Origin of the sequence: Aerosakkonema sp. BLCC-F183 (assembly GCF_041929145.1) — a bacterium.
Classification (GTDB): Bacteria; Cyanobacteriota; Cyanobacteriia; order Cyanobacteriales; family Aerosakkonemataceae; genus Aerosakkonema.
Genome location: NZ_JBHFNU010000087.1, coordinates 346,190 through 369,361 on the forward strand (window position 1 = coordinate 346,190; position 23,172 = coordinate 369,361).

Annotated in this window: 25 protein-coding genes; 14 read left to right on the forward strand and 11 right to left on the reverse strand. The window is 43.7% G+C overall.

From position 1 onward, the window contains the following. Positions 1-28: 28 nt before the first annotated feature. The 4 genes from ACE1CD_RS26500 to ACE1CD_RS26515 all read right to left on the reverse strand — a co-directional run bounded on the left by ACE1CD_RS26500 (position 29) and on the right by ACE1CD_RS26515 (position 6,842). On the reverse strand, positions 29-1,462 hold the full coding sequence (locus tag ACE1CD_RS26500) for an adenylate/guanylate cyclase domain-containing protein (RefSeq protein ID WP_374826751.1): 1,434 nt from the start codon (positions 1,460-1,462) through the stop codon (positions 29-31). 208 nt (positions 1,463-1,670) lie between these two features. After that, on the reverse strand, positions 1,671-3,353 hold the full coding sequence (locus ACE1CD_RS26505; RefSeq protein ID WP_374793106.1) for an ABC1 kinase family protein: 1,683 nt from the start codon (positions 3,351-3,353) through the stop codon (positions 1,671-1,673). A 246-nt stretch (positions 3,354-3,599) separates the two neighbouring features. Then, complete coding sequence (locus tag ACE1CD_RS26510) at positions 3,600-5,672, reverse strand: GAF domain-containing protein (protein ID WP_374826753.1); 2,073 nt, start codon at positions 5,670-5,672, stop codon at positions 3,600-3,602. Between the two features lie 276 nt (positions 5,673-5,948). After that, positions 5,949-6,842, reverse strand: coding sequence for a hypothetical protein (locus ACE1CD_RS26515; protein WP_374793112.1), 894 nt, complete (start codon positions 6,840-6,842; stop codon positions 5,949-5,951). A gap of 254 nt (positions 6,843-7,096) precedes the next feature. Between ACE1CD_RS26515 and pgl the strand changes: the two genes are divergently transcribed. The 5 genes from pgl to ACE1CD_RS26540 all read left to right on the forward strand — a co-directional run bounded on the left by pgl (position 7,097) and on the right by ACE1CD_RS26540 (position 12,053). Continuing rightward, positions 7,097-7,846 (forward strand): 6-phosphogluconolactonase, encoded by a 750-nt coding sequence (pgl, locus tag ACE1CD_RS26520; RefSeq protein ID WP_374826774.1) that lies wholly within the window; start codon positions 7,097-7,099, stop codon positions 7,844-7,846. A gap of 70 nt (positions 7,847-7,916) precedes the next feature. Further along, positions 7,917-8,690: an FHA domain-containing protein gene (locus ACE1CD_RS26525; protein WP_374826775.1), complete on the forward strand. Its 774-nt coding sequence runs from the start codon at positions 7,917-7,919 to the stop codon at positions 8,688-8,690. Between the two features lie 43 nt (positions 8,691-8,733). After that, the gene (locus ACE1CD_RS26530; RefSeq protein WP_374793115.1) at positions 8,734-9,180 is read left to right on the forward strand and encodes an FHA domain-containing protein; all 447 of its coding nucleotides are present in this window, start codon (positions 8,734-8,736) and stop codon (positions 9,178-9,180) included. A 177-nt stretch (positions 9,181-9,357) separates the two neighbouring features. Then, positions 9,358-11,478 carry a CBS domain-containing protein gene (locus tag ACE1CD_RS26535; RefSeq protein WP_374826754.1) on the forward strand — a complete coding sequence of 707 codons (2,121 nt, stop codon included), beginning with the start codon at positions 9,358-9,360 and terminating at the stop codon, positions 11,476-11,478. A gap of 152 nt (positions 11,479-11,630) precedes the next feature. Beyond that, on the forward strand, positions 11,631-12,053 hold the full coding sequence (locus ACE1CD_RS26540; protein ID WP_190467343.1) for an FHA domain-containing protein: 423 nt from the start codon (positions 11,631-11,633) through the stop codon (positions 12,051-12,053). Between the two features lie 47 nt (positions 12,054-12,100). On the opposite strand, the gene ACE1CD_RS26545 is transcribed toward ACE1CD_RS26540, so the two are convergent. Then, complete coding sequence (locus ACE1CD_RS26545) at positions 12,101-12,826, reverse strand: TIGR02117 family protein (RefSeq protein ID WP_374826755.1); 726 nt, start codon at positions 12,824-12,826, stop codon at positions 12,101-12,103. 150 nt (positions 12,827-12,976) lie between these two features. Between ACE1CD_RS26545 and ACE1CD_RS26550 the strand changes: the two genes are divergently transcribed. The 6 genes from ACE1CD_RS26550 to ACE1CD_RS26575 all read left to right on the forward strand — a co-directional run bounded on the left by ACE1CD_RS26550 (position 12,977) and on the right by ACE1CD_RS26575 (position 16,230). After that, the gene (locus ACE1CD_RS26550) at positions 12,977-13,768 is read left to right on the forward strand and encodes a PRC-barrel domain-containing protein (protein ID WP_374826756.1); all 792 of its coding nucleotides are present in this window, start codon (positions 12,977-12,979) and stop codon (positions 13,766-13,768) included. Beyond that, positions 13,769-13,918, forward strand: a complete 150-nt coding sequence (locus ACE1CD_RS26555; RefSeq protein ID WP_374826757.1) for a hypothetical protein — start codon at positions 13,769-13,771, stop codon at positions 13,916-13,918. It abuts the gene before it with no gap. 56 nt (positions 13,919-13,974) lie between these two features. Beyond that, on the forward strand, positions 13,975-14,589 hold the full coding sequence (locus ACE1CD_RS26560) for a Uma2 family endonuclease (RefSeq protein WP_374826758.1): 615 nt from the start codon (positions 13,975-13,977) through the stop codon (positions 14,587-14,589). 62 nt (positions 14,590-14,651) lie between these two features. Next, on the forward strand, positions 14,652-15,287 hold the full coding sequence (locus tag ACE1CD_RS26565) for a Uma2 family endonuclease (protein ID WP_374826759.1): 636 nt from the start codon (positions 14,652-14,654) through the stop codon (positions 15,285-15,287). Between the two features lie 179 nt (positions 15,288-15,466). Next, the gene (locus tag ACE1CD_RS26570) at positions 15,467-15,781 is read left to right on the forward strand and encodes a papain fold toxin domain-containing protein (RefSeq protein WP_374826776.1); all 315 of its coding nucleotides are present in this window, start codon (positions 15,467-15,469) and stop codon (positions 15,779-15,781) included. Continuing rightward, entirely contained in the window at positions 15,781-16,230 is a 450-nt protein-coding gene (locus ACE1CD_RS26575) for a hypothetical protein (RefSeq protein ID WP_374793131.1), read from the forward strand. Before ACE1CD_RS26570 ends, ACE1CD_RS26575 begins: the two co-directional genes overlap by 1 nt. A gap of 158 nt (positions 16,231-16,388) precedes the next feature. Here ACE1CD_RS26575 and ACE1CD_RS26580 read toward each other — a convergent pair whose 3' ends face one another. The 3 genes from ACE1CD_RS26580 to bchB form a co-directional block, all read right to left on the reverse strand. Beyond that, on the reverse strand, positions 16,389-16,883 hold the full coding sequence (locus tag ACE1CD_RS26580; RefSeq protein ID WP_374826760.1) for a DUF29 domain-containing protein: 495 nt from the start codon (positions 16,881-16,883) through the stop codon (positions 16,389-16,391). A 97-nt stretch (positions 16,884-16,980) separates the two neighbouring features. Next, positions 16,981-17,271, reverse strand: coding sequence for a DUF1778 domain-containing protein (locus tag ACE1CD_RS26585; RefSeq protein ID WP_374793134.1), 291 nt, complete (start codon positions 17,269-17,271; stop codon positions 16,981-16,983). A 115-nt stretch (positions 17,272-17,386) separates the two neighbouring features. Then, a complete protein-coding gene (bchB, locus tag ACE1CD_RS26590) occupies positions 17,387-18,913 on the reverse strand; it encodes a ferredoxin:protochlorophyllide reductase (ATP-dependent) subunit B (protein ID WP_374793136.1) in 1,527 nt (508 codons plus the stop codon). A gap of 392 nt (positions 18,914-19,305) precedes the next feature. Here bchB and ACE1CD_RS26595 point away from each other — a divergent pair, with 392 nt between their 5' ends. Further along, positions 19,306-19,503, forward strand: coding sequence for a hypothetical protein (locus tag ACE1CD_RS26595; protein WP_374793137.1), 198 nt, complete (start codon positions 19,306-19,308; stop codon positions 19,501-19,503). A gap of 196 nt (positions 19,504-19,699) precedes the next feature. Here the strand turns inward: ACE1CD_RS26595 and rph are convergent, their stop codons facing one another. Next, the gene (gene rph / locus ACE1CD_RS26600; protein WP_374826761.1) at positions 19,700-20,428 is read right to left on the reverse strand and encodes a ribonuclease PH; all 729 of its coding nucleotides are present in this window, start codon (positions 20,426-20,428) and stop codon (positions 19,700-19,702) included. 206 nt (positions 20,429-20,634) lie between these two features. Further along, positions 20,635-20,760, reverse strand: coding sequence for a hypothetical protein (locus ACE1CD_RS26605; protein WP_374826762.1), 126 nt, complete (start codon positions 20,758-20,760; stop codon positions 20,635-20,637). Between the two features lie 221 nt (positions 20,761-20,981). Here ACE1CD_RS26605 and ACE1CD_RS26610 point away from each other — a divergent pair, with 221 nt between their 5' ends. After that, positions 20,982-21,521 carry a hypothetical protein gene (locus ACE1CD_RS26610; RefSeq protein WP_374826763.1) on the forward strand — a complete coding sequence of 180 codons (540 nt, stop codon included), beginning with the start codon at positions 20,982-20,984 and terminating at the stop codon, positions 21,519-21,521. Positions 21,522-21,712: 191 nt separating this feature from the next. Here ACE1CD_RS26610 and ACE1CD_RS26615 read toward each other — a convergent pair whose 3' ends face one another. Continuing rightward, positions 21,713-22,273, reverse strand: a complete 561-nt coding sequence (locus ACE1CD_RS26615; RefSeq protein WP_374793143.1) for an adenylate kinase family protein — start codon at positions 22,271-22,273, stop codon at positions 21,713-21,715. 310 nt (positions 22,274-22,583) lie between these two features. Here ACE1CD_RS26615 and ACE1CD_RS26620 point away from each other — a divergent pair, with 310 nt between their 5' ends. Further along, entirely contained in the window at positions 22,584-23,120 is a 537-nt protein-coding gene (locus ACE1CD_RS26620) for a P-loop NTPase family protein (protein ID WP_374793145.1), read from the forward strand. The last annotated feature ends 52 nt before the right edge of the window (positions 23,121-23,172 follow it).

A 23,172-nucleotide genomic window follows, 5' to 3' on the forward strand; every position in this document is an offset into this window, starting at 1 on the left:
AAGTGCGATTTGTTTCGCACTTATTTTTTTAATATTTAACTTTGTAAAGCAACTGTAATTGACAGCGTTCCAGGTAAATTTGAGCCACTTTATCCAGTGGGTTAATAGAGAGACAATCTCGAAACATCTGTTCCGCATCAACATAATTATCCTGATTGTAAAGCAACAAAGCTTGTTCAAAAACTGTAGCAGTCGCCAACTTTCCCTCTCGGATTTCAGGCGGATCGGCATCAAATACTTCAAAAATTGATACGGTTTCTGATTTACCCTTTACTTTAACGCGATCGATTGTGCGAATGGCATATATATCGGGATTCGGTAAGCGTAAATAAGTATGGTGAGAAATTAACAACGAAACATCGTAATATTTAGTTAAGCTTTCAATGCGAGAAGCTAAATTAACCGCATCGCTAATCACAGTACCATTCATACGAGAAGGGCTACCAACTGTACCCAACATCAAAGAACCTGAATTAATGCCAATGCCAATGCTAATAGGGTCATAACCGACACTTTGCCAATGTTGGTTGTATTCATTCAACCGATGCAGCATAGCAATACCCGCTTTCAGGGCATTATCTGCATCTTGGCTAAATAATGCCATAATCGCATCGCCAATATATTTGTCAATAAAGCCATGATTTTCAGCGATCGCAGATTCCATGCAGCTCAGATAGGAATTGATAAATTTGAAATTTTCTGATGGTGTCATCCTTTCTGAAAGCGTGGTAAAGTTGCGAATATCGGCAAACAGCACCGACATTTCTTGCTGTATGTTGTCGCCTAATTTAACTTCAACAATACTTTCTTTGTTCAAAAATTGGAGGAATTGACGGGGAACAAAGCGTTCGTAAGCTGAGTTAATTTCTAGCAGTTGATTGGTAAATTCGCTCCGTTCTATTTCAGCCCGTTTGCGTTCTGTAATGTCTTGAAATACCGCGATCGCATACGTAATTTGCCCGTTTTCATCAAAAATAGGCGTTGCCCAAACCTCCAAAGGGATAATTTTATCTCCTCGACGAATTTCCAGATCTTCGATTGTCGTACTTTCTCCTTGTAATGCTCGCCACAAAGGTTGGCGATCGCTGGGGTAGGGGAGGTCTGTCCCAGCGAGATAAGTTTGATAAATATCTGGAAATTGCTCGATTCCAGTTTCCGGCGCAATCCTTTTACCCAGAATGTACTGCGCCATTTGATTGGCATAGTAAGGTTTACCGGTAGCATCGACTACAAACACCCCCATCGGCATAGCATCGAGAAATTTAGCCAATTTTCTCTCGCTAGAGCGCTCCACCGACAAGGCTTTATCGTGCAGATCCGCCTCGATCGTATCGGAATGTTGCGTAGCTTCCTCCAACAAGGCTCTCAGGTTAGCCTTTTCTCTTCTCAAATGTTCTACTTCCTGACGCAATTTTTCTATTTCTAGAAGCAGGTGTTCTTGTATTGGTTGTTTTTTCTGCATTGCTTTAAAATTTTAGCCTTTGCAAAAATATAATAGTTTGTGCCCAAAGCCTTGAATATACACCCTGTAATATTTACTATTCTAATTACAGTTAGATTCAAGAGTTCTATCTTGTCAAGTTATTGTAGACCCTGTGGCAGACGTTCTGTATTTTTCCATTCCCAATTTGCCAAAACCAGCGCCTTATAGCACAAAAAGAGTGAAAGTCTTATTTTTCGCCCATTTTGTCTAGTTTTTCCTTAATAGCTAAATCAATTAAAGAGCGTACCAGAAACAAAAACGCCAATGCGGAAAACATAAAAGCTGCGATCGCACCACCTTTATATGGCCCAAGTAGCAGCACCGCGCCTGCTAGCAATGTGAATCCAGCTAAGCAAGCATATATTAAGCTTTTTATACCCATATTAATACGTTTGAGGACGCGATCGCTATCTAGAGATCGCACCCGCACTTGCAGTTCCCCTTCCTCAATCCGCTTTTCCAAGCGTTGAATCAAAATTTCTGTTTTGCTCGGCTGATTCAACCTATATTGGATCAAATCCCTTGTTTGCTTTGCGATTTCTACAATCGTATTCCCCCGCGCTTTAGAAACAGTTATACTTTTTACAAAAGGCTGAGCCGCAGCCATTAAATTGTATTCCGGATCTAAAGCTCTCGCAATCCCATCCAAAGTTGTCAATGACTTCAAAACAAATGTCATTTGTGCGGGCAAACGAAAAGGCTGCTGCTCGAACATCGCATACAGTTCGTTCCTAATTTCGTTAAAAGCTCGAAAATCTACGGGTTTTTCAGTAAACTTCTCTAAAAGAAAAGAAATTAGCCGACGTACCGGAGTCATATCCTGCACAGGCTCAATTAAGCCCATTTTAATTAAAGTATCCAATACCTCATCAGTATCCTTTCTTAAAACTGCAAAAAAGTTTCTGATCATCTGCTCTTTAGCAAGCGACTTTATTTCTGCCATCATGCCAAAGTCATAAAAAATCAGACTGCCATCGGCGGGATTCACTGCCAGATTTCCCGGATGAGGGTCTGCTTGAAAGAACCCATCCAGCAACAATTGTTTAAGGTAACAACAAATACCGACTTGGTTAATTTTCTTTGGATCTAGTCCGCAGGCAACTATTGTTTGGCGATCGTCTACTTTAATCCCCGGTAAATATTCCACAGTCAAGACTTTCTTTGTCGTGTAATCCCAATAAACTCTAGGCACAATAATGCCGGGATAACCCATGAAGTTATAGCGAAAACGCTCGGCATTTTTTCCTTCTTGTACGTAGTCAATCTCTTGATATAAAATCGTAAAAAATTCATGATAAATTGCATCTAAGTCATATTTTTTTGTCCAAGTAAAATAACGTTGGCAAAAACGCATGACTTTACGGACAGCCTTAACATCCACATCAAATAACTTTTGCAATCCAGGACGCTGTACTTTGACAACGACATCTTCCCCGGTATGCAGGCGTGCTTTGTGTACCTGCCCCAAACTAGCAGCAGCAATGGGAATATGGTTAAAATCGCGAAATAAAGTATAAATAGATTTACCCAGATCGCATTCTATGAGTGCGATCGCTTCGTCCGCACTAAAGGCCGGGACGCTATCTTGTAACTGAGCCAGAGCCTCAACGTACTCTGCGGGTAGCAGATCCGCACGAGTGGACATAGCCTGCCCAATTTTAATAAAAGTTGGCCCTAAATTGAGTAGAGTCCGAACTAACCACTGCGCCCGACGCTTTCTGCGTAAAGATGAGTTGTTGCCAAATATACTATCCCACCACAAATAGAACATGAATTTCCCAGCCGCTGCAAAAACGTCTGCTTGACGTGCCAGCGGGGAATATTTAGGCCGTTGCCAACGTAATGGCTTAGGCGCAACAGTTATCGTCATACTGTGATTTTTTTATGGTTATGCACCACCAACATCTCAAATAGTACAAAACTTCTCAAAGAGGATGGGGGGATCTGATGGAGGGGAGAGCGGGAGAGGGAAAGAAAAGAAAGGTGTGTAAATTGCGATCGACTATTCAGACAAGGAATTAATTTCGAGCCCACACCCAGAATTATTTTTGCACCCCCTGAGAAACTTGCCCCTATATAGATTAGCCGTGGGCGATCGATCCTCGACGAGCCGCAACTAACCTTGAATTTGGGGTAAGGTCAGGGTAAAGCAAGTTGACCAAGACTGACTGTGGCTAAGTGGGTTACTGCAAACCGCAATTGTACCATTTAAGTGCTGCACTAAGCACTTTACTAAAGCCAGACCCAGACCGGTGCCTTGAATTACTTGTTCGCTCACACCCTGACCGCGGCGGAATTTATCAAAAATATAATCCTGCTCTGCTGGGGAAATACCAGGGCCAGTATTGCAAAGAGTCAAAACAATTTGTGGATTTTGGCCATCGAGTTCGTGACTGGCACACAAGTGAACAGTTGTATCCGGATCGGAGTATTTACCTGCATTAGTCAGGAGTTCTTGGAGAATGCGATCGACACTATCCGGGTCGCTTTGCAGCATCAACGGGCGTTTCGGTAAATCCAGCGTCAGGGTTAATCCCTTCGATCCCCATTTTTTCGCAAACGAATCTGCCAAACTCTCAACGATTTGCTTGAGGTCTATTTTTTGCAGGTGCAGGGGAGATTTATTCGACTCCAGCTGTTGCAAAGCCAAGATGTCGTCGATCAGATTAATTTCCTGAGTACACTGGCGATCTAATATTTCCAGATATTTTGCTTGACGATCTGGAGACAGTCCCGGTTGACGCAACATCCGAATCGCCATTCTCATACTAGCCAAAGGGTTTCGCAGCTGATCGCTCATCGTGTCGATGAACTCATCCTTAAGCTGATTTAACTGCCGCAGCTGGTCAACTTGTTGGCGAGTTTTTTCGTACAACTTTGCCTGTACCTTTAAAATCGACTGTAGTTGATAAGTGCGCTCTTCCACTAACGCAGATGTTTGCCGCAAAGTCTGGAACTGGAGAATAGCCGTACTCATTTGGGCGCTTACCAACTCCACCAGATCCAACTCCTCTCTTAACCAGCGACGGGGCTGACGTTGTTGTAGCACCAAGAAACCCAGCACCTTATCTTGACTTTCTAACGGTACCAGCAGCAAGGCAGGCATAGCGTCGAAGTCAAAAATAGGGGCGATTCCCACACCGATGTCGTCGTTGGGAACGCTATGTTTATCTGCGATAACTGTAGCGTTAGGAGCATTTGCAAAAGCTTCCAGACACAAATAACATTTCGATAAGCAAAACGATTGGTTCAACAGCGTCCCGACATTTTGATTTCCTTCTGTTGGGGTCAAAGCAGGCCATTCACAAACCACTGTTGCTTCTGTTGCTCTGGAAACGCGCTTTTGAAACCCTCTTTTATTTACGAGGGGGTCTGTATATTTAAGGAGCAGTATGGCACCACGATCCACTTGAAGGGTTCGCGCCGTCCCATCTATAGCCAGTTTGAGAATCTGCTCTAAATCCGTATAGCTACGGATAGCCATTGTTAACTGGTTGAGGAGTGCTTGATATCCAGATGCGGCGACAATTTGTCTCTGGAGGTTGATTTGTGAAATTGCCATTGCGATTGAGTCTGACACAGCTAGCAGTCGTTCTTTGTCTGATGCAGTCCAACGATGGGCTTTTGAGCGCATGATGGCGACTACCCCGTTAACTTGGCCTTGAAATTGGGTTTTCATTGCCAAAACAACCCCGCTCGGTAAATCTTCCCAGCCCTCGTTCTGGGAGAAGGCGCTTCCAGTTGCACCCACATCTGAGATCGCAAACGGCTCAGAACTTGCCAGTATTGCTGCTACGTTCAGATATTTCAGCAACAAAGTTGGGTTTTGGCTGAATGGGGCTTGTATTTTGTTGGGATAACAGTAAGCAGTCTGAATTGTAGCCCGATCGCTTGCCATAACTGCAATCGTGCAGTATTCCACCCCATAAGCCGATCCCAAAGTTGCGGCGATTTCTGGTAAAACTTCTTCCGGATCTAGCTTATTGAGAACTATCTGAGTAATTTTTCGCTCTAGATTAGTAGTAGCGACCAGATCTTGCTTGTGTTGGTTCAGCCGTCCCGAAGAGCGAACTACTTCCAAAGGACTTGTCGATAGCGGAGAGTGAGTTCCTTGTTTGCCTGGTGGCTGGAAAGCTAACCCACGCTTTCGATTGATGGTTAATCTTTTTCTGTCCTGCGAATCTTTCATCACGACAAAGCCCGAATCTGTGGAAAGAGATCGCCTGCACGACTCTGCTCTGTACCAGAGCGGTTGCCAGCCAGATAGATTGATGCAGGAAATTGAGATATTTGGGAAGATGGTTCTCCAAATGCAGCAAGCAATAGCGTGATTGCTTCATCAGCAACCATCTATAGGTAATTAGAACTGGCACTAGCTTACCTTTATCGTATACAGCCTTGCATCCGTGATTTCTCTACAATTCTCTGAAGCTAGGTACTTGGGGTAGATCTCCCGATCCCAGGGCTAGGAGCGCCTTTTTTGCAACTGCCGCAAAGCCAACTCGCTATTTTTGCGATAGACTGACTTGCGGTTTTGTGCTGTCTCGTAGCGACGATCGGTTTCTGTCACCTGAGCCATCAGATCTGATGCCTGTTGCCAACGATTAGCTATATCCAGCCATTCTGTCCGGGTTTGCGCTGTCTTGCCGTCGATGGAAGCTTTCTCCGCCATTCTCACGGCAGCAACAAATGGGTCTCCTTCAAATTTAGGGATATCTGTTCTGTCGGAGACGCTCACAGAGAGATTGGGACTTTGTTGGTTTGGGGATAGTGCTGAAGAGGGCGGCTTTGTTGCTTTTGTTTGCCAACTCTCTTTTGAAGCTAGAACCTTATACATAGCCCAGCCACTTAGCAATAGGCATAGACTGAGGATAACTCCACCTAACATACCTCGCCGCCATTGGCGTCTATCTCGTTCAAAAGGAGAAACTGATGCTTTGAGTTGCGATCGCTTTAGCGCCATAGTTTTACGCTCCCTCAAGTCTGTTGCCAGACGCTGCAAGGGATTGCGCTTAGCCAACACGATTTCTTCTACCCAAAGTAGCTGGTTTTCGGGGTCGCGGCTTATTTCTTCCAACCAAAGCAACTGCTGTTCTCGAACGATTCGACAATTAATTCTAACGCGACGAATATTCCTGGGCCCGATATTCTGCAAAATCTCGCGAATTTGCGGCACTAAAGTGGATCGCTCGAGCTGTTCTGCGCTCTCAGCTTCGCACAGCATTTGCAATACGCCATTTTCGCGTATTGCTCTAGTTCTGACACCACTAGAAGCCAGCTTTTCATTCATTAGTTGAATAATCGCCGCAACGCTGCCAGAGCGAGCTTGTCTTGCGATTTGATCTGTCGGATCTACCATTTTGGTTTGCCAAATTGCGATAAGCCGATCCTGAAGTTTTGCTTAAATCTTAAATTTAAACTATTAGCTGACTATTCAGGATATTTTATCCAGGAATCTAGTAAAATATTGTGACCGATAGTATGCACCGATCGCAAAGATAGTATACAATCGCCCAGCAAGATACTCCAAAACGTAGGCTATCACCCCTGAATGTTTCTCAACGAATATATGCTTTACTCTGAAAATAGGAAAGCTATTAGGTGCAGCAACTAATGGGCACAAACGTGGAAGTGCTACCCTCTCAGACAGCCTTGCTAGAGCGCTCGCTCCAACTGGTGGCAGACAAAATTAATACAGCAACAGCGTTGCACGGCCAGTGTACGATCGCTCTTTCGGGCGGCAGCACACCTAAATCTCTGTATGAAGCAATAGCGAAGCAAAGCTTGCCTTGGGAGAAAATACACGTATTTTGGGGTGATGAACGTTACGTGCCGCCAGAGCATCCCGACAGCAATCAAGGTATGGCTCGTCGAGCTTGGTTGGATAAAGTAGATATACCAGCTGCCAACATCCATCCTATGCCTACCGATGCCGCTGACCCAGCAGCAGACGCCCAAAAGTACGAACTGGAGGTGCGAAAGTTTTTTGGCAGTGCGCCAGGAGAATTTCCGGTATTTGATATCGTTTTATTGGGAATGGGGGATGATGGACATACCGCTTCCTTGTTTCCACACACAGATGTGCTGCAAGCTCGCGATCGTGCGATCGGAGTTGGGAATAAGGACGGTGAACCCCGCCTTACCTTCACCGCAGCTCTGATTAACCAAGCCCGCTGTGTAATATTCATAGTGGCAGGTGCCAACAAACAATCTGCCTTAGCGCAGGTTTTTGCCCCTCAAGGCGACGATATGGCCTACCCATCCAGGCTGATCGAGCCAGTCGGAGAACTTTGGTGGCTACTAGATGAGTCTGCTGGTGGAAATTTGGGTCTGGCAACCTCACAGTCGCGATCGAATTATTAAGATCCGATCGGATAGCGCCACTTTCCCAGTAAAACTCATCGAAGACAATCTCGACGGAAGAGAAAATTTCATGATTGTTTGCCCAAACTGCAATCACCAAAATCCAGACGGAGCGGTTCAGTGCGAAGCCTGTTATACACCGTTACCGGCCACAACCAATTGTCCTAACTGCGGTGCGACGGTGCAGACAGACGCCAGCTTCTGCGGGCAATGCGGCTTTAACTTGCAGGCAACTGGCTCTGTCAAAGGTGAAGAACAAACAGCCGCTCCCGGTACGGTGGCGGTTGCGCCGACACAACAAGTGTCGGTACCTGATTTAATAGAACCAGATCCTTTAATTGAACCGTTACCTTTACAAATGAGTTCGCCAGCACCTGTGCCACAAAATCCCGGCATCGAAGCAGCCGCTGGAGAAACTCCACCCGCGCCACCGCCAGCGGTCGGTAGCGAACAAGCTCAGCCTGCAAGCCCAGCCAAATCAGCACCACACCCCACTTCCCAAACTCGATTGCAGCAGCAAACAGCAAAGCTCCTGCACCTGCAAACGAAAACAGACATCGAGCTGCCCCAAAATTTACCTATAGTTCATATAGGTAAGCCCAACGATCAAATTCCCCCGGATATAGACGTTTCGGGTTTTCCAAATTCCGAGGTCGTTTCTCGGATTCACGCGGATATCCGGATAGAGGGAGATGCCTATTATATTGAAGATGTCGGGAGTTCTAACGGCACTTATATTAATCACACGCCCCTGCCGAGAGGCAACCGACACCGATTGCGATCGGGCGATCGCATCGCGCTCGGAAAAGGAGACCTGGTGACCTTTCTGTTTCAGATCTCCTAATCGATTCTAGTTATTGCATCCAAAATCAATTGACGCTGCCAATGTGATTACTTTAAACCTGCTGCATCCACTTCAGTCGATTCCCATTCAAAGTTGGACTTTTGATGAGGAATCGGTGATTCGGATTGGGAGAGCTACTGATAACGATGTCATCCTTTACAGTGCCGTAGTTTCACGGCATCATGTAGAGCTGAGACGTCACGGTTGTAACTGGGAAGTTCTGAATTTAGGTGCAAACGGTACCTACCTAGAAGGCAAACGTATTAACGAAGCTGCCATCAGAGATGGAGCCTTGATTCGTTTAGCTCGGTCTGGGCCTCAAATTCAAGTATTATTGGGAACATCTAATACTAAAGAAGGGCAAAAAGAGGGACAAAAAAAGATTCCCGCGAAACAATCTCCTAATGAACCCAAACCTGATAAATCCAGAGACACTTTAATTCATCCCAGGTCGGAAGAGCGGGAGGACGCCACCCAACTCGACGCTTAATTTTTACAGTACTTGTCAGAGTTTGCAAATTACCGATTAGTAATGTGTTTTTAAGTACAACGACAAATTACCTGTCTCAAAAGAGTAAATCGCACTCTCTAGCTGTGTGCAGTATAACAGCATACAATTGACTGCATTAATGATGTGATGTGGAAATCATCACACAATTTTATCGCTATGCAGCTCAACGGCCCGCCGATCTATTCCCTAACCCTTAAAAATGCCATCAATCCCCACACTCTGACCGTCGCTCCTCATACTTCCCTGGTAGAAGTTCTGCACCGAATGGCGCGGGTGAGAAGCAGCTGCCCGGTCAACGGAGAAAATGGGCCGCCGGAAGTTGAGGAGAACGGCGAATCTTTCCAAGAGAGGCTGAAGCGAGCTAGCTGTGTTTTGGTGATGGAAGCATCGCAGTTAGTGGGGATATTTACCGAACGAGATATTGTTAGACTTATTGCTGCTGGGATGGACTTAAAAAGTGTAAATGTGGCTGATGTAATGAGCCATCCAGTAGTTACTCTTACTCAATCGGATGCTGAAGATATCTTCAGCGCTCTATCCATATTACGTCACCATCGCATTCGCCACTTGCCGATTTTAAGCCAGCAGGGTCAGCTGATAGGGATGTTGACACCAGGAAGCATTCGCGCATCAATGCAACCCGCCAATCTTTTGACTCGATTGTGGTCTGTTGCAGATGTGATGACAACTCAAGTGATTCATGCACCATCGACTGCATCAGTATTGAATTTAGCTCAGTTGATGGCAGAGTATCGGGTCAGCTGTGTGGTGATTACCAGGATGGAGGAGCAACGGCTCAATACTGAAAATAGCTTAACTGCACACTCCGGGGTGAGAACTCCATACTTTTTGGTGCCGATAGGGATTGTCACGGAAGGAGATGTGGTCGAGTTTCAGGCAATGGAGCTGAATTTGTCCCAGCTGCAAGCCCAAGATGTGATGAGTACGCCGTTGTTTTGTTTGGGGCCAGATGAATCGCTGTGGGTGGCCCATCAGGAGATGCAGCGGCGACACGTGCGCCGCTTAGTTGTTGCTGGGAATCAGGGGGAGTTGCTGGGAATTGTTTCCCAGACTAGCCTGCTGCAAGTGCTAGACCCAACGGAAATGTACGGCGTGATTGAGGCATTACAGCAGGCTGTAGACGAACGCACGAGTGAATTAAGGCAAACTAATGAGCGATTGCAGAGGGAAATAACTTTTCGGGTCAAAGCGGAGGAGGAACTGCAAAAAGCTCACGATGATTTAAAAAGGCAGGTTGAGGAACGAACTGCGGAACTCCAGGCAGCTAATGCGCTTCTGAAGCAGGATATAGTGAAGCGCCAGCAGGTAGAGGAGGCTTTGCGTAAATCGGAAGCGCAATTAAGAGAACAGGCGAATCAGCTGGCTTTTGCCTTACACGAACTGCAACGCACGCAAGCACAACTGATTCAAACTGAAAAAATGTCTAGTTTGGGACAGCTGGTTGCGGGTGTGGCTCACGAAATTAATAATCCGGTCAGCTTTATCCACGGTAATTTGCCTTATGCGAGTCAATACGTGCGAGATTTGTTGCAATTGGTGTACCTGTACCAGCAGCACTATCCTCAGTCTATTCCTGCTATTCAAGCGCAGGCTGAGGCAATAGACTTGAATTTCTTGCTCGAAGATTTGCCTAAGCTGCTGGCTTCGATGCAGCTGGGGGCAGAACGCATCCGTCAGATAGTGTTGTCTCTGCGAAATTTCTCGCGGCTGGATCAAGCTGAGATGAAGCCGGTGGATTTGCACGAGGGAATTGATAGCACTCTACTGATTTTGCAAAATCGACTTAAGGCAAGGGCGGGTCATCCGGGTATTTTGGTTATTAAGGAGTATGGGGATTTACCACCTGTGGAGTGTTATGCGGGACAGATAAACCAGGTGTTTATGAATATATTGAGTAATGCTATTGATGCTGTAGATGAAAGGGAAAATATTAATCACCGACAACAAATTCAGCAATATGTGGATGAAGTTGAACACCGTCTCGGTACGATCCGAATTCGTACTGAATTGCTGAATGGGGACCGAGTGGCAATTCGGATTGCAGACAACGGGCCAGGAATGTCAGAAACAGTACTTAGTAAATTATTTGACCCTTTTTATACGACTAAAGCTCCTGGCAAAGGTACTGGTTTGGGCTTGTCTATTAGCTATCAGATTGTGGTTGAAAAACACGGAGGACAATTAAAGTGTTTTTCAACACTAGGCGAGGGAACTGAGTTTGCGATCGAAATTCCGATTCGGCAGAAAAATAAATAAGTTTTTAGCCAATAAGTGAGCGATGGCAGTATAAACGTATGCTGGGTAGGGGGATGGGGGAATTGCGGAGGATTTTTTTAGTTGATATGCTGGAGATGAGCGTCTAGCGATCTTAACATTTATACACGTATTTATTTCCATATCCAATAGCGGTGATTACCCTAACTCTGCTACATCCAAGCCAGTCTACCCCGGTTCAAAGTTGGACTTTTGGCGGCGAACCTTTAATTCGGATTGGTCGATCGAAAGATAATGACGTAGTGCTTTACAGCGCTGTGGTTTCCCGTAACCATGTGGAGCTGTGGAACAATGGTACTGATTGGGAGATTATAAGTTTTGGAGCTAATGGAACCTATGTAGATAACGAACCGATCACTCAGCGTCAGGTCGTAGATGGTATGATCTTTCGTTTGGGGAGTTCTGGGCCAAAAATTCAAGTTTTGCTGGGAAAAGGAGACCCAAATGCGATAATTAAAAAGACTCAGGAGGAGCGATCGCCATCGCCATCAGCGGATACGGAGGCATCGCCCAGAGAATCCGAGACTTACCTAACGACCCGCAGAATTATAGATTGAGATCGTGCCGATTGGCTTCATTATTCAGATAGGAGCTAAAGTTTTCCCTACGGGCGACATTCACAACTGTTTTTTAGGTGGAATGCGATCGCAGAGGAAAGTCCGGACCACAAGGGTGTATTTACATTTGCTTTTGCCAATCCTTCTGCTGTCCAATTATTGCAATTCCTCACTATAGAATAGCTTCCTTTCGCTTCGTAAAAGCTACTATAGGATGAGTGACTTTGAGGAATTCTGATTTTTTGACCTTGTGCATCTTGTTGAAAAGTATCGTTAATAAATTGCATTAAATTTAAATAATTATTACGGCTGACGCGAACGCATTTAATTTCAATATTATTAGGAAGTACTTGATGTTTTTGTACGTGCATGGCGGAAGGAGTGGGCAGGAATAGGGCATTGAAAGTAGTAACGATATTGAGGTCAGCTAGAGTAGGTGTTGACATATAAAAGGCTTTATCTCCCCAGCCAAAGCTCAAGTAATTATAATTGGCGATCGCATCGCTACCAATATCTTTAATTGAGATATGCTCGCTCCAATCAAATGTATCATTTTTTACTGGAACGACGATATTTGTATGAATTCCTGTGTTAGAAACGCAGATAGTATAATGGCAAGTGTTTTGGGAATAATTACACCATTTAGTAGGAGTGAAGTAAGTGATGGTGAGGAGAGCGAAAGTTGTTAAAGACGAAAATAGAAAATAGCGACATATTTTTTTTAAGCTGGAGATCTTTCTTCGTGGCGCTGATTTGGTCGTGTGGGGAGTCATGAAGCGGGGCTCAAGATGTATACTTATAGTAAGGGGCACTCTGTTTGCGGAAAGGGTGGCTTGGTAGGCTGCCACAGCAAGTATCGCTTAATTCTAAGTATAATTTAAAGAATAGTGCAATTATTATTTAAAGTCATTAGGAGCTAATTTATGAATACAGAACAATCAGTTATTCGGCATAGCGAATTGATCGATCGCCTAGTGCTGGATCGCCGCACAGCGGAAGAATTAGGCCGTGTTAACAACCTGTGGCTGAATCCCAAAACTAACCAAGTTGAGGGTTTCACCTGTAAGTCGGGTATTTTGGGAAGTAAGAAACGATCGTTTACTTGGGCGCAAATTCAATCAATTGGTGCTGATAGCATTATGGTGAATTTCAACTCGGAAGAATTCGCCGACCCGCAAAAATCTGAAGATATATATTCTCTCATCGGTCATGAGGTGTGGACGGAAGCTGGGAATAAGGCGGGTAAGTTAGTCGATTATTTAATTGTTCCGCAAACTGGTGATGTAGTGAATTATTTATTTGCATCTAGCGGTTGGCGCGGGATTTTAAATGTTGTCTACTTGATTGCGCTGACAGATATTCGGAGCATTGGTAGCAAACGATTGATTGTGAAAAATGAGGCTGTCGAAGAACCGCAGCCATACGGCGGATTGCAGGAAAAACTCGGTCAAGTTGCAGAGATTTTTAAGGAAGATTATAAGAAAACCCAGGCGGAATTTCAAGCTTTAAAACGGGGGGTACAAGATTTAACTGCACAAGTGAAAGAGAAGGCTCAAGATATTGCCGAGCGGGTGAAAGACCGAGCGGAAGAGTTAGGAACAGGAGAGGAAGAAAAGCAACAAGATGCTGCTTTACCTCCGGCGGCGGAAATTATTCAAGTAAAGGCGGAGTTGATAACGGAAGATGAGTCGGAAAAGTCTAAGGATTTGAGTTGATTGATTTGGAGAGTCAGTGCGATCGCACTTTTTGAAAAAGCAGTTAAACATAAACCCGGTTTCTTGAAGAAACCGGGTTTATTGTGTGTATTTCAGGTCAAGGGTATGGAGAAAGGAAAGAAGTGCGATCGCATTCTAATTTTAACTTAGTGTGTTAAACTAGAATTAAAGGTTTTGTAAAATATCAGCTTAGGAAAAATAAATTTATGACGGTAACTATTCAAGCAAATGAAAAGCGCCACTACTCTCCAGAAGAATATTTAGCACGGGAAGAAGCGGCGGAGTACAAAAGCGAATATCGCGACGGAGAGATTATTCCTATGACGGGTGGAACTACGAATCACAACCAAATCGCCGGAAACATTTATATTGCTTTGAGTATTGGTCTCAAAGGACAGAATTACCGGGTATTCATTGGTGACGTGCGTTTGTGGATAGCGAAGCGGCGGTTTTACACTTATCCAGATGTAATGGTAATTTCCGGTCAACCTAAGTATTTCAACGATCGCAAAGATACAATTACCAATCCGCAAGTGATTGTAGAGGTGCTATCTAAATCAACAAAAGCTTACGATCGCAGTGGCAAATTCGATGCTTATAAAACTATTTCCAGCTTCCAAGAATATATTTTAATCGACCAAAGCCAGATTCAAATCGAGCAGTATTTTAAAACAGCTAATAAAAGATGGTCGTATCGAGAATATGATGAAGAAGATCCAACATTAGCCTTTAATTCATTTGAGTTAGAAGTACCGATATCTGATATTTATGAAAAAGTGAATTTTGAGGAAATTGAGCAAGAAGAAGAGGGGGGAGAGTAAGAGCGATATCCTTCCTTATGCTAAACTCAAAACAAGCAAGAGTTAAGTTGGTAAAAATAAGTATGACAGTTACTCTACAATCAACACAACAACGTTACTACACGCCAGAGGAATATTTAGCACTGGAAGAAACAGCAGAATACAAAAGTGAATATCACGATGGAGAGATAGTACCGATGACGGGTGGAACTACAAATCACAACCAAATCGCACTTAACGTCAGCGTTGCTTTAAGTGTCGCCTTCAAAAGTAAAGATTATCGAGTTTTCATGGGTGATGTGCGCTTGTGGATACCTAGATTCAACCGCTTTACGTATCCTGATGTGATGGTAATTGCAGGTCAACCTGAATATTACAATAATCGCAAAGATACAATTACCAATCCTCAAGTGATTATAGAAGTTTTATCGAAATCGACGAAAGGGTACGATCGAAGTGATAAATTTAGATTTTATAGAACTATTCCCACTTTTCAAGAATATATTTTGCTCGATCAAAATCAGATGTCGATCGAACAGTTTTCTAAGCAAGCAAATAAGCGGTGGTCTTATAGCGTTTACGACGAAGAAGATACAGCATTAGTTTTTAGTTCTTTCCAGGTAGAAGTATCACTGGCAGATATTTATGAGAAGGTTGATTTTGAGGCTGAGGAACCTGAAGAAGAGATTGAAGATTTAAAAGAAGATGAAGGAGAATGAGTGCGATCGCATTTGAATTAAGTCGGGTTAAATAAGGTATTTTCTAGCCGACAGGTACAGCTTCGAGTTAAACACTTAGGTAGAGGTAAGCCACAAGTAGCAGATATAGATACTTATTTTTATGGGTGCGGGGAGTGAGTGAATTATCAGTAGAAGAAATTTATCAATAGATTGGTAAAATCGTTACTGAATTTAGCCTTTATGAATGTGATGATTGTGCTAGGGCGATAATGCAATGGTTAGCAGAGAATGGGATTCAAGGAAAAATTATTAAACTGAAAACTAAATATGATGAGGATTTTATTCTCAGCGATCGCATGGAAAGCCAAGGGATAACAGAGTCAATTACAGTAAACGGAAAACATTACGGCGTGAAAGTTTTAGGATTGGTCTTCGATAATCTTTCATCAAGGGGAATGACCTTAGAAGATTGGCAGGATGATTTTCACTGTCCTAGTGAAGAGTTTATAATAGAAATACTAGATAGTTTATAATGATGAATTTAGAAGGAGATCGGAATATGAGCGGAATGTTTGAAATTTTAGAAAAAATTAGATTTAAACCAGGAATGTATATAGGTCGTGCTTCCGTAAGTGATTTGTTTATGTTTCTAGTTGGTTATAAAACTGCTAGACGCGAATTAAGAATTGAGCTTAGCGCTGAAGAGATGGAATTTGCCGAACATTTTCACGACTGGGTGCAGCAGCGCTACAAGGTGAAAACTTCTAACTCTTGGGCTAACATTATTTTGTTGTTTACTCGCGATGAAAAGGATGCTTTTGAGCAGTTTTTTAAGTTGTTGGATGAGTTTAAGCAGCGAAATAAGAGTTTAGATGAAAATGGAAAAGTAGTGATTGAAAGTTATGAGTTAGTGAAGGGGAAACGAGTAAAAGAGAGTAAGGAAGTAAATAAGGTAGAAAAGGTGGTAGAGGAAGTGGGATAGAGTTGGGATGCCTAAGTTAGGGAAAAGCGATCGCATTTTAATGAATTTCCTTTTAGGCGATCGCACTTTGAGGGAAAGGTGTGCGATCGCTTCGCGTTGTTCTCACAGACTGGCTAAAATGTAGGAGGGTTCGAGGCGTGCGATCGCACAATCAAATCCTATTCTTTTTCCCACTCACTAGCTTCCCCAGGATAGAAGGAATCTTCTAAAATTTGAGATAAACTGTAAGGACATTCTACTGGAAAAGTACGACGAAATAATTCTGTTTCCTTCACAGCTAATTCTACACCTTTAATATAAGCTTTCGGTAGTGCTTCTTCTAAATAAGACTTTAAACTGGGATTAACTTCTAGTAATTCAGCAACATCCAGACGTTGAATGCGAATTGTTGCTAACCAACTCCGGCTGCGACGTGATGATTGATATTCCCATTTTAGCAAATGTCCGATTAGCAAGCTTAAACGATTTCGCAGTTCTTGGCGTTGCTGTTTTCCCAAAGATTCGATTTCCTCAATTAAATTTTGCAGGTCAAGCTGACTCCATTGTTGGTTGCGGAGTAACGAAGTTTGTTCCTGCGTCCAAGCGTAGAAGTCTTTTTCGTAAAGGCTTGGTGCAGGTATTGTTGTTGCTGGGTTGGTTTTTGGTGCAGACATCAAGATTCTCTACGTTAAATTTATATTTAAAATGAAATTCAAAGTTTCCCCTGTTAACTGTGTCATCATCTATAGAGCAAAAAATTCATTCCATTGTTTACCACTTGCCATATTTTTCCTGATATTCTTTAATCACTGTTTTTAGTGATTCGTTAGGTTCGGGTGGGTTTTCCAGCGCGGCGGTAACAATTTCCCAATCTTTTTCGGAAAGTACGATCGACTCTGGTTCTAGAGGTTGTTCTTTTGCTAAATTTAAAGCTGCTTCTAACAAATATTCGCGCAGAGTCAGACATCTAACAAAAGCAGCTTTTTGTAGAATTTCTTTTTGTGCTTGAGTAATGGTTATTTCAATTTTAGTTGTTTGGGTATTCTCAATAGAAGTTGACATAGTTCTCAGTAATCGACAGATTGATTTGATTATAGCGAGATTTTGGTGAAATGAAAATAGCGATCGCACTTACTTTTAGTAAGGTGGGCATTACCACCCACCCTACTATGATAATCTACGCACCGACTGCTTCTTTCGCAGCGTACATCACTTCAACGGTAATTTGACCGATGTTCCTTTCGCGGGCAAATTTTTCGGTATTGCGTTTGACTTTACCGCGCACGAAACCAGGAATTTTGTTCAATTCTGCTTGTGCTTCTTTCGTCCAACCAAGGTCGGAATCGGCAGAAATTCCTTTGGTAATTACTTCTTTGGTATCGTGTCCGCCGAAGATTTCCAGCAGGTGATCTTCCATTCCCAAGGTGAAGGAATTGTAGATTAAATCGACAATTTGATTTGTTCCTTCGTATCCGCAGAATGGTTTGTATCCGATCGGGAAGTTTTGAATGTGAATTGGTGATGCAATTACGCCGCAGGGAATATCCAATCGCTTACCGACGTGGCGTTCCATTTGGGTGCCGAAAATGGCCGAAGGTTCGACTCGTGCGATCGCATCTCCAATTGCACCGTTATCATCGCTGATAATCACTTCATCGCAATACTCGCTGACTTGTTCCCGGAACCAATCGGCGTCGTATTTGCAATAAGTTCCCGCCCAAACTACGTGAATTCCCATTTCGCGTGCCAGAATCTTAGTTAGAGCTGCGGCGTGAGTGTTATCGCCAAACACGACAGCTTTTTTACCTGTTAAATTCTGACAGTCAATGGAACGGGAAAACCAAGCGGCTTGGGAAACGTGCAATGTTTGCTCGTTGATGAAATCTTCGTAATCAACATCCGCGCCTTGTTCGTTAATTACTTGTTGAATTTTGCGAATGCAACGCGCAGTTTCTACCACACCCATCGGCGTGATATCAACATAAGGTGTGCCAAATTCTTGTTCGAGATATTTAGCTGTCATTAACCCGATTTCCCGATAAGGAACAAGGTTAAACCAAGCTTTCGGCAGATTCTTCAAGTTATTAACGGAAGCGCCTTCGGGTATGATTTGGTTAACTTCAATTCCCAAGTCAGCCATCAACCGTTTCAGTTCGATGCAGTCGTGTTGGTTGTGGAAACCAAGGGTAGTAATACCGATGATGTTAACTGAAGGTTTTTCGGTTTTTCCTTCTGCAAGGTTGCCTTGTTTGCGTGCTTTTTCGATATAGTATTGGACGATTTGATGTAAAGTGCGATCGGCTGCTTGCAATTCGTTCACCCGATAGTGATTTACATCCGCCAACATCACATCGCCTTTGGCATCCAGTTGAGCCCGATCGACAAAGTTTTGTAAATCTTCTTGTAGAATACTTGACGTGCAGGTCGGAGTCAGCACGATCAAATCGGGATGCTCTTCCTTATCCTTGCGCGTGATATTATCCACCACTCTTTCTTGCGATCCGCGTGCGAGAACGTGGCGGTCTACAATACTGGCTGTGACTGGGGTGAAATTCCTCTCCCGCTCTAACATCGATCGCATCACGTTAAAATAATCATCGCCCAACGGCGCGTGCATAATCGCGTGCACGTTTTTGAAAGAACTGGCGATGCGAAGAGTGCCAATGTGGGCTGGGCCTGCATACATCCAGTAAGCCAATTTCATACTGTTCTCCCTTGCGCTGAAATAAAATATGTCCGATGGAAATAGCTGGACAATTAGTGCTTGATTTTCAAATCGTCTCCGATTTTCTCATCAGATGAATGCTCTCTGTTCAGTCACTAATGTGTATTTTTATCAACCATCAACCGCTGAAACGCGCTTGCTGATAGGAATTTAGCTTAAGACTAAAACAATTTAGCTGTTGTTTAAGTGCAATAAATCTTAATTGTTACAGAGCAAATAGAGTAGATACATAATTTGAGCGAAAAGTCAATAAATTGAGGGATTCTCACCGGATATTGTGTTTGCCAGAGAAATCGCGATCGCGCTTTGTCAGGTTTTGGAGAGAGCGATCGTCTGTAGTTATTGCTATCACGATCTAATCGTCTGGCCACTTGCCACGTCAAGAAATTGCAGATATTCAAGAAGAAGTGCCCAGTTTGAATCGCAATTTTATTGAATCTATCTGGGATAAATGTTTGAATAGAGTAGTGAAAGACGCGGAAGATGAAATGGGTAGGAAGTGCGAATTAACCGCGCTTTCTTGGCAAGAAGTGTTTGAGGCAGAGTACTCTTTTTTTAAGGAAAGTTGATCTGTTTCTTCAGAACGAAATTGCGCTGAAAAATTCAATATTTTTACCTATTGCTATTAATTGATTTTCTGTGCTAAGATGTCAATACGATAATGGTAATCTGTGCGCTCATATAACCTCGTAACTATATAGCTATATAAAGCTAAATTCAGATTCTAGAACCCTTACTGCACAAGGACTGGTGCCAAGGGAGAGATTAGTGAGAGGAAGCGCGTAGAGTTTCCCTCTGAATTTCCAGCAAATCGCGAATACCTCTTTCAGCACAATCTAAGATTTGGTTTAGCTGGGAACGGCTAAAAGTACCATCCTCTGCGGTTCCTTGAATTTCGATAATGCCGAAATTTTCATCCATGACAATGTTAAAATCTACCTCGGCGGCGACATCTTCCGGATAGTTTAAATCCAAAAAAGGCTCACCCTGCAAGAGTCCTACGGAAATAGCGGCGACTTGCTGACGAATGGGAGATACAGCCAGCTTACCCTGTTGCACCAACTTTTCCACAGCATCAGCCAACGCGACAAATCCCCCAGTAATGGCGGTAGTGCGCGTCCCCGCATCGGCCTGGATCACATCGGCATCAATAATAATAGTGCGTTCCCCCAGCGCCCGCAAATCGACAGCCGCTCTTAAACTGCGACCGATCAAGCGTTGAATTTCCTGAGTGCGTCCGGATAACTTCAGAAATTCTCGTTCTTGACGTTGGGGAGTAGCGCCCGGTAGCATTCGATATTCAGCCGTCAGCCATCCCTTGCCAGTGCCCTCTAAAAATCTGGGGACACCTTCTTGAATGGCCACATTACAAAGAACTTGAGTATCGCCACAATGGGTAAGAACAGACCCCAGTGCAAAGCGAGTAAAATTGCGCTCAAATCTAATGGGACGCAGTTGATCTGATTGTCTTCCATCAGGACGGTGCCAGGACATTGTGTTTGCTTGAAATCCTTAATTAGGATACAGCTTTTGGCGATCGGGAATCATTACTTTTCTATTTGCGATCTTCACAATTATATTTAAATTTCCAAACAATATTTAAATATAATGTTATAAATGTCACTCCGTATAAACCGTCCTCGCCCCTAGCTTGTCCGCAATTAGATAGCGAAAAGCTACCTAAATCTTACTGCCAGGGCTTACGTAAAAGGTCTGTATAGAGGCTTGACATTTCTGGGAATAGATTTACTTCTACTGCCATAAATATAAATTTGCCAATCCTGACTGACTATCATTGACATCCCTCCCATAAATTCTTTGTCCATAAAATTATGGTGCTTATTGAAGGAGTTGACAAACTGCTTTAGACTATAAAAGGCAAAATACTCCCTTTCGGGGTTAAAAGACCCAGTACAACCTTTGGTAACACCATAAAGTTCTGCTTAGGTCAATGGGAAACTAAATAGTGCGCTAATCATTCGAGTATTTTACTTGAGGGTGGGGCGCTAGTCTTTTTCCTTGGTAACTTAAATTCACGGTGATCCTGATGAAAAAACTTTTTCAAACATTCACTAAAGCGATCGCTCTTTGTGCAATAGTAATTGCATTGAGCTTCTCTGTTTTAGCTCCGACGGCTTCCGCACAATCTTTTGGTTACGGATTTTACCCTTACCAGTCTGGCTACGGTGGTGGATTTTACCCTTTTTACTTTTCTCAAGGTTACGGATTTTACCCTTATCAAGGTTTCTACGGAGCAATGAATCCTAATGGCAATGATGCCATGAAAGCTGAGGAAGATACAGATTCGGCTAAAGATTCGGCTAAAGATTCGGTTAAAGATTCGGCTGAAGCTGAGGAAGATCGAGGATGTGATTACGGCCATTTCTTTGGTGCTATGAACAAAGGCGGTGCGATGAATGGCTATGGTGGCGGCGCTAATCAATATCAAGGATATTACCCATTTTGGGGTGGTATGAGAAAATGGGCTGGAGCGGGTGAAGCTACTACGAACGATACCAATGAGTTTGGTGCCAATAGCGCTACCAAGCCTGTTCCTGCCGATCCTGATGCTATTCCAGCTTCGTAGTGCTTTAGAAAAGCCTACGGAATCGGAAATCTTTGTTAGTAGCAAAGTAATGCTAATGAGGAATTTAAAATATTGTCAGGTGGTATAGCGCCAAACAAATTATATTTTTGTTTCACCTGCCAGATTTTAAATTCTGAGCAAAACAAATAGTTTTAACCCGGTAAAACCTACTCTAGAGGTAGCCGGGTTTATTATTTACACAAATGATTTAATTGCTGCAAAATTTGCTCTTGCACTCGTTGTGGCGGTTGATGACCATTAATGCTTAAAAGTTTCTGACGACGTGCGTAATAATCGAGAATCAGGCCAGTGCGCTCTTGGAATAATTCTATCCGACGCTGAATAATTTCCGGTAGATCGTCGGTGCGCGATCGCTCTAGAGATCGACTCATCAACACCGATTCTGGCACATCTAGCCAAATTGCCCAATCCAAACGCTGTCCCATCTCGTCCAACAAAAAATCTAATTCCTCAGCTTGGAAAGCAGTGCGGGGATAGCCATCAAGTACCCAACCGTTGGCGACATCGAACATCAGCAACCGCAGACGCATAAACTCTATCATAGTGGGGTCGGGTACTAACTCGCCCTTTTCCACAAAAGGTTGCGCCTTGATACCCAACTCTGTCCGGGCGGCGATTCCCGCTCGCAGTATATCACCAGTGGAGATCGCAGGGACATTCAAATGACTTGAGAGTCGTTGTGCCTGAGTTCCCTTCCCGGCACCTGCACCTCCTAAAATTACCAGTCTCACAGCATCCTACTCCCCTAGAAAGTGGAATCTCAAATCAACACAAGCTTATCATCAAACTTGTGAAGCCCAAACAAACCCGATTTCTTCGCCAAATCACCAGTTTAACTGGTTAACATCAGCCAAGAAACCTCGTTTCGACACCCACAGTGCCTAAGTTCCGAGTCAAATCTGGCTATTGACGTATCTATATATATAGTGTTTTACTAAATAAACTAATCTACAATTGCACTAGATATTGTTAAGCAAACCGCCTAGCAGCACTACTGAAGCGTGCTGTCAAGCGCTTTGTTACCCATCCATTTGTTGACCTATGGTAGCCCAGCTAGAAACCCCAACTCTTCATACTGACCGTCGCCTATTCCCCGCAGTGGAAGGATTGGTACAAGTGTTCACATCCTCTCACCGCACCTTTTTTACCAGCGTCATGGCGCAAGCGCTGAGAATTGCCGGACAGGGAACTCCCGTTTTGGTGGTGCAATTTCTTAAAGGGGGAATCAATCAAGGACACGAACGTCCGGTGCGATTGGGAGAGTATTTAGATTGGATTCGCTGCGACTTGCCTCGCTGTATCGATACGCCACATTTGGACGATGGGGAGATGCGATCGCTCCATCAATTATGGCAATATACCCAAAAAGTTATCTTTGAAGGCAAGTATTCTCTCGTAGTTCTGGATGAATTGAGCCTAGCGATTAATTTTGACTTAATTTCAGAATCAGAGGTACTCGCAGCGATCGAAAGACGCCCCAGTCACGTAGATATCGTTTTGACCGGCCAGGAAATGCCAGCAGCAATTCTGGAACTGGCAGATCAAGTTACCGAGATTCGCCGCAGCCACAGACCTTAAAAAATGTCTCAGTTTGCGGTATGCTAATATCCCTATTGGAATTACCTGTCAA

What these genes read in the sequence shown, in the direction of transcription:
- ACE1CD_RS26500 (WP_374826751.1), bottom strand. Translation starts at nt 1,462, where the DNA reads ATGCAGAAAAAACAACCAATACAAGAACACCTGCTTCTAGAAATAGAA.
- ACE1CD_RS26505 (WP_374793106.1), bottom strand. Translation starts at nt 3,353, where the DNA reads ATGACGATAACTGTTGCGCCTAAGCCATTACGTTGGCAACGGCCTAAA.
- ACE1CD_RS26510 (WP_374826753.1), bottom strand. Translation starts at nt 5,672, where the DNA reads ATGAAAGATTCGCAGGACAGAAAAAGATTAACCATCAATCGAAAGCGT.
- ACE1CD_RS26515 (WP_374793112.1), bottom strand. Translation starts at nt 6,842, where the DNA reads ATGGTAGATCCGACAGATCAAATCGCAAGACAAGCTCGCTCTGGCAGC.
- pgl (WP_374826774.1), top strand. Translation starts at nt 7,097, where the DNA reads ATGGGCACAAACGTGGAAGTGCTACCCTCTCAGACAGCCTTGCTAGAG.
- ACE1CD_RS26525 (WP_374826775.1), top strand. Translation starts at nt 7,917, where the DNA reads ATGATTGTTTGCCCAAACTGCAATCACCAAAATCCAGACGGAGCGGTT.
- ACE1CD_RS26535 (WP_374826754.1), top strand. Translation starts at nt 9,358, where the DNA reads ATGCAGCTCAACGGCCCGCCGATCTATTCCCTAACCCTTAAAAATGCC.
- ACE1CD_RS26545 (WP_374826755.1), bottom strand. Translation starts at nt 12,826, where the DNA reads ATGACTCCCCACACGACCAAATCAGCGCCACGAAGAAAGATCTCCAGC.
- ACE1CD_RS26550 (WP_374826756.1), top strand. Translation starts at nt 12,977, where the DNA reads ATGAATACAGAACAATCAGTTATTCGGCATAGCGAATTGATCGATCGC.
- ACE1CD_RS26560 (WP_374826758.1), top strand. Translation starts at nt 13,975, where the DNA reads ATGACGGTAACTATTCAAGCAAATGAAAAGCGCCACTACTCTCCAGAA.
- ACE1CD_RS26565 (WP_374826759.1), top strand. Translation starts at nt 14,652, where the DNA reads ATGACAGTTACTCTACAATCAACACAACAACGTTACTACACGCCAGAG.
- ACE1CD_RS26575 (WP_374793131.1), top strand. Translation starts at nt 15,781, where the DNA reads ATGATGAATTTAGAAGGAGATCGGAATATGAGCGGAATGTTTGAAATT.
- ACE1CD_RS26580 (WP_374826760.1), bottom strand. Translation starts at nt 16,883, where the DNA reads ATGTCTGCACCAAAAACCAACCCAGCAACAACAATACCTGCACCAAGC.
- ACE1CD_RS26585 (WP_374793134.1), bottom strand. Translation starts at nt 17,271, where the DNA reads ATGTCAACTTCTATTGAGAATACCCAAACAACTAAAATTGAAATAACC.
- bchB (WP_374793136.1), bottom strand. Translation starts at nt 18,913, where the DNA reads ATGAAATTGGCTTACTGGATGTATGCAGGCCCAGCCCACATTGGCACT.
- rph (WP_374826761.1), bottom strand. Translation starts at nt 20,428, where the DNA reads ATGTCCTGGCACCGTCCTGATGGAAGACAATCAGATCAACTGCGTCCC.
- ACE1CD_RS26605 (WP_374826762.1), bottom strand. Translation starts at nt 20,760, where the DNA reads ATGGACAAAGAATTTATGGGAGGGATGTCAATGATAGTCAGTCAGGAT.
- ACE1CD_RS26610 (WP_374826763.1), top strand. Translation starts at nt 20,982, where the DNA reads ATGAAAAAACTTTTTCAAACATTCACTAAAGCGATCGCTCTTTGTGCA.
- ACE1CD_RS26620 (WP_374793145.1), top strand. Translation starts at nt 22,584, where the DNA reads ATGGTAGCCCAGCTAGAAACCCCAACTCTTCATACTGACCGTCGCCTA.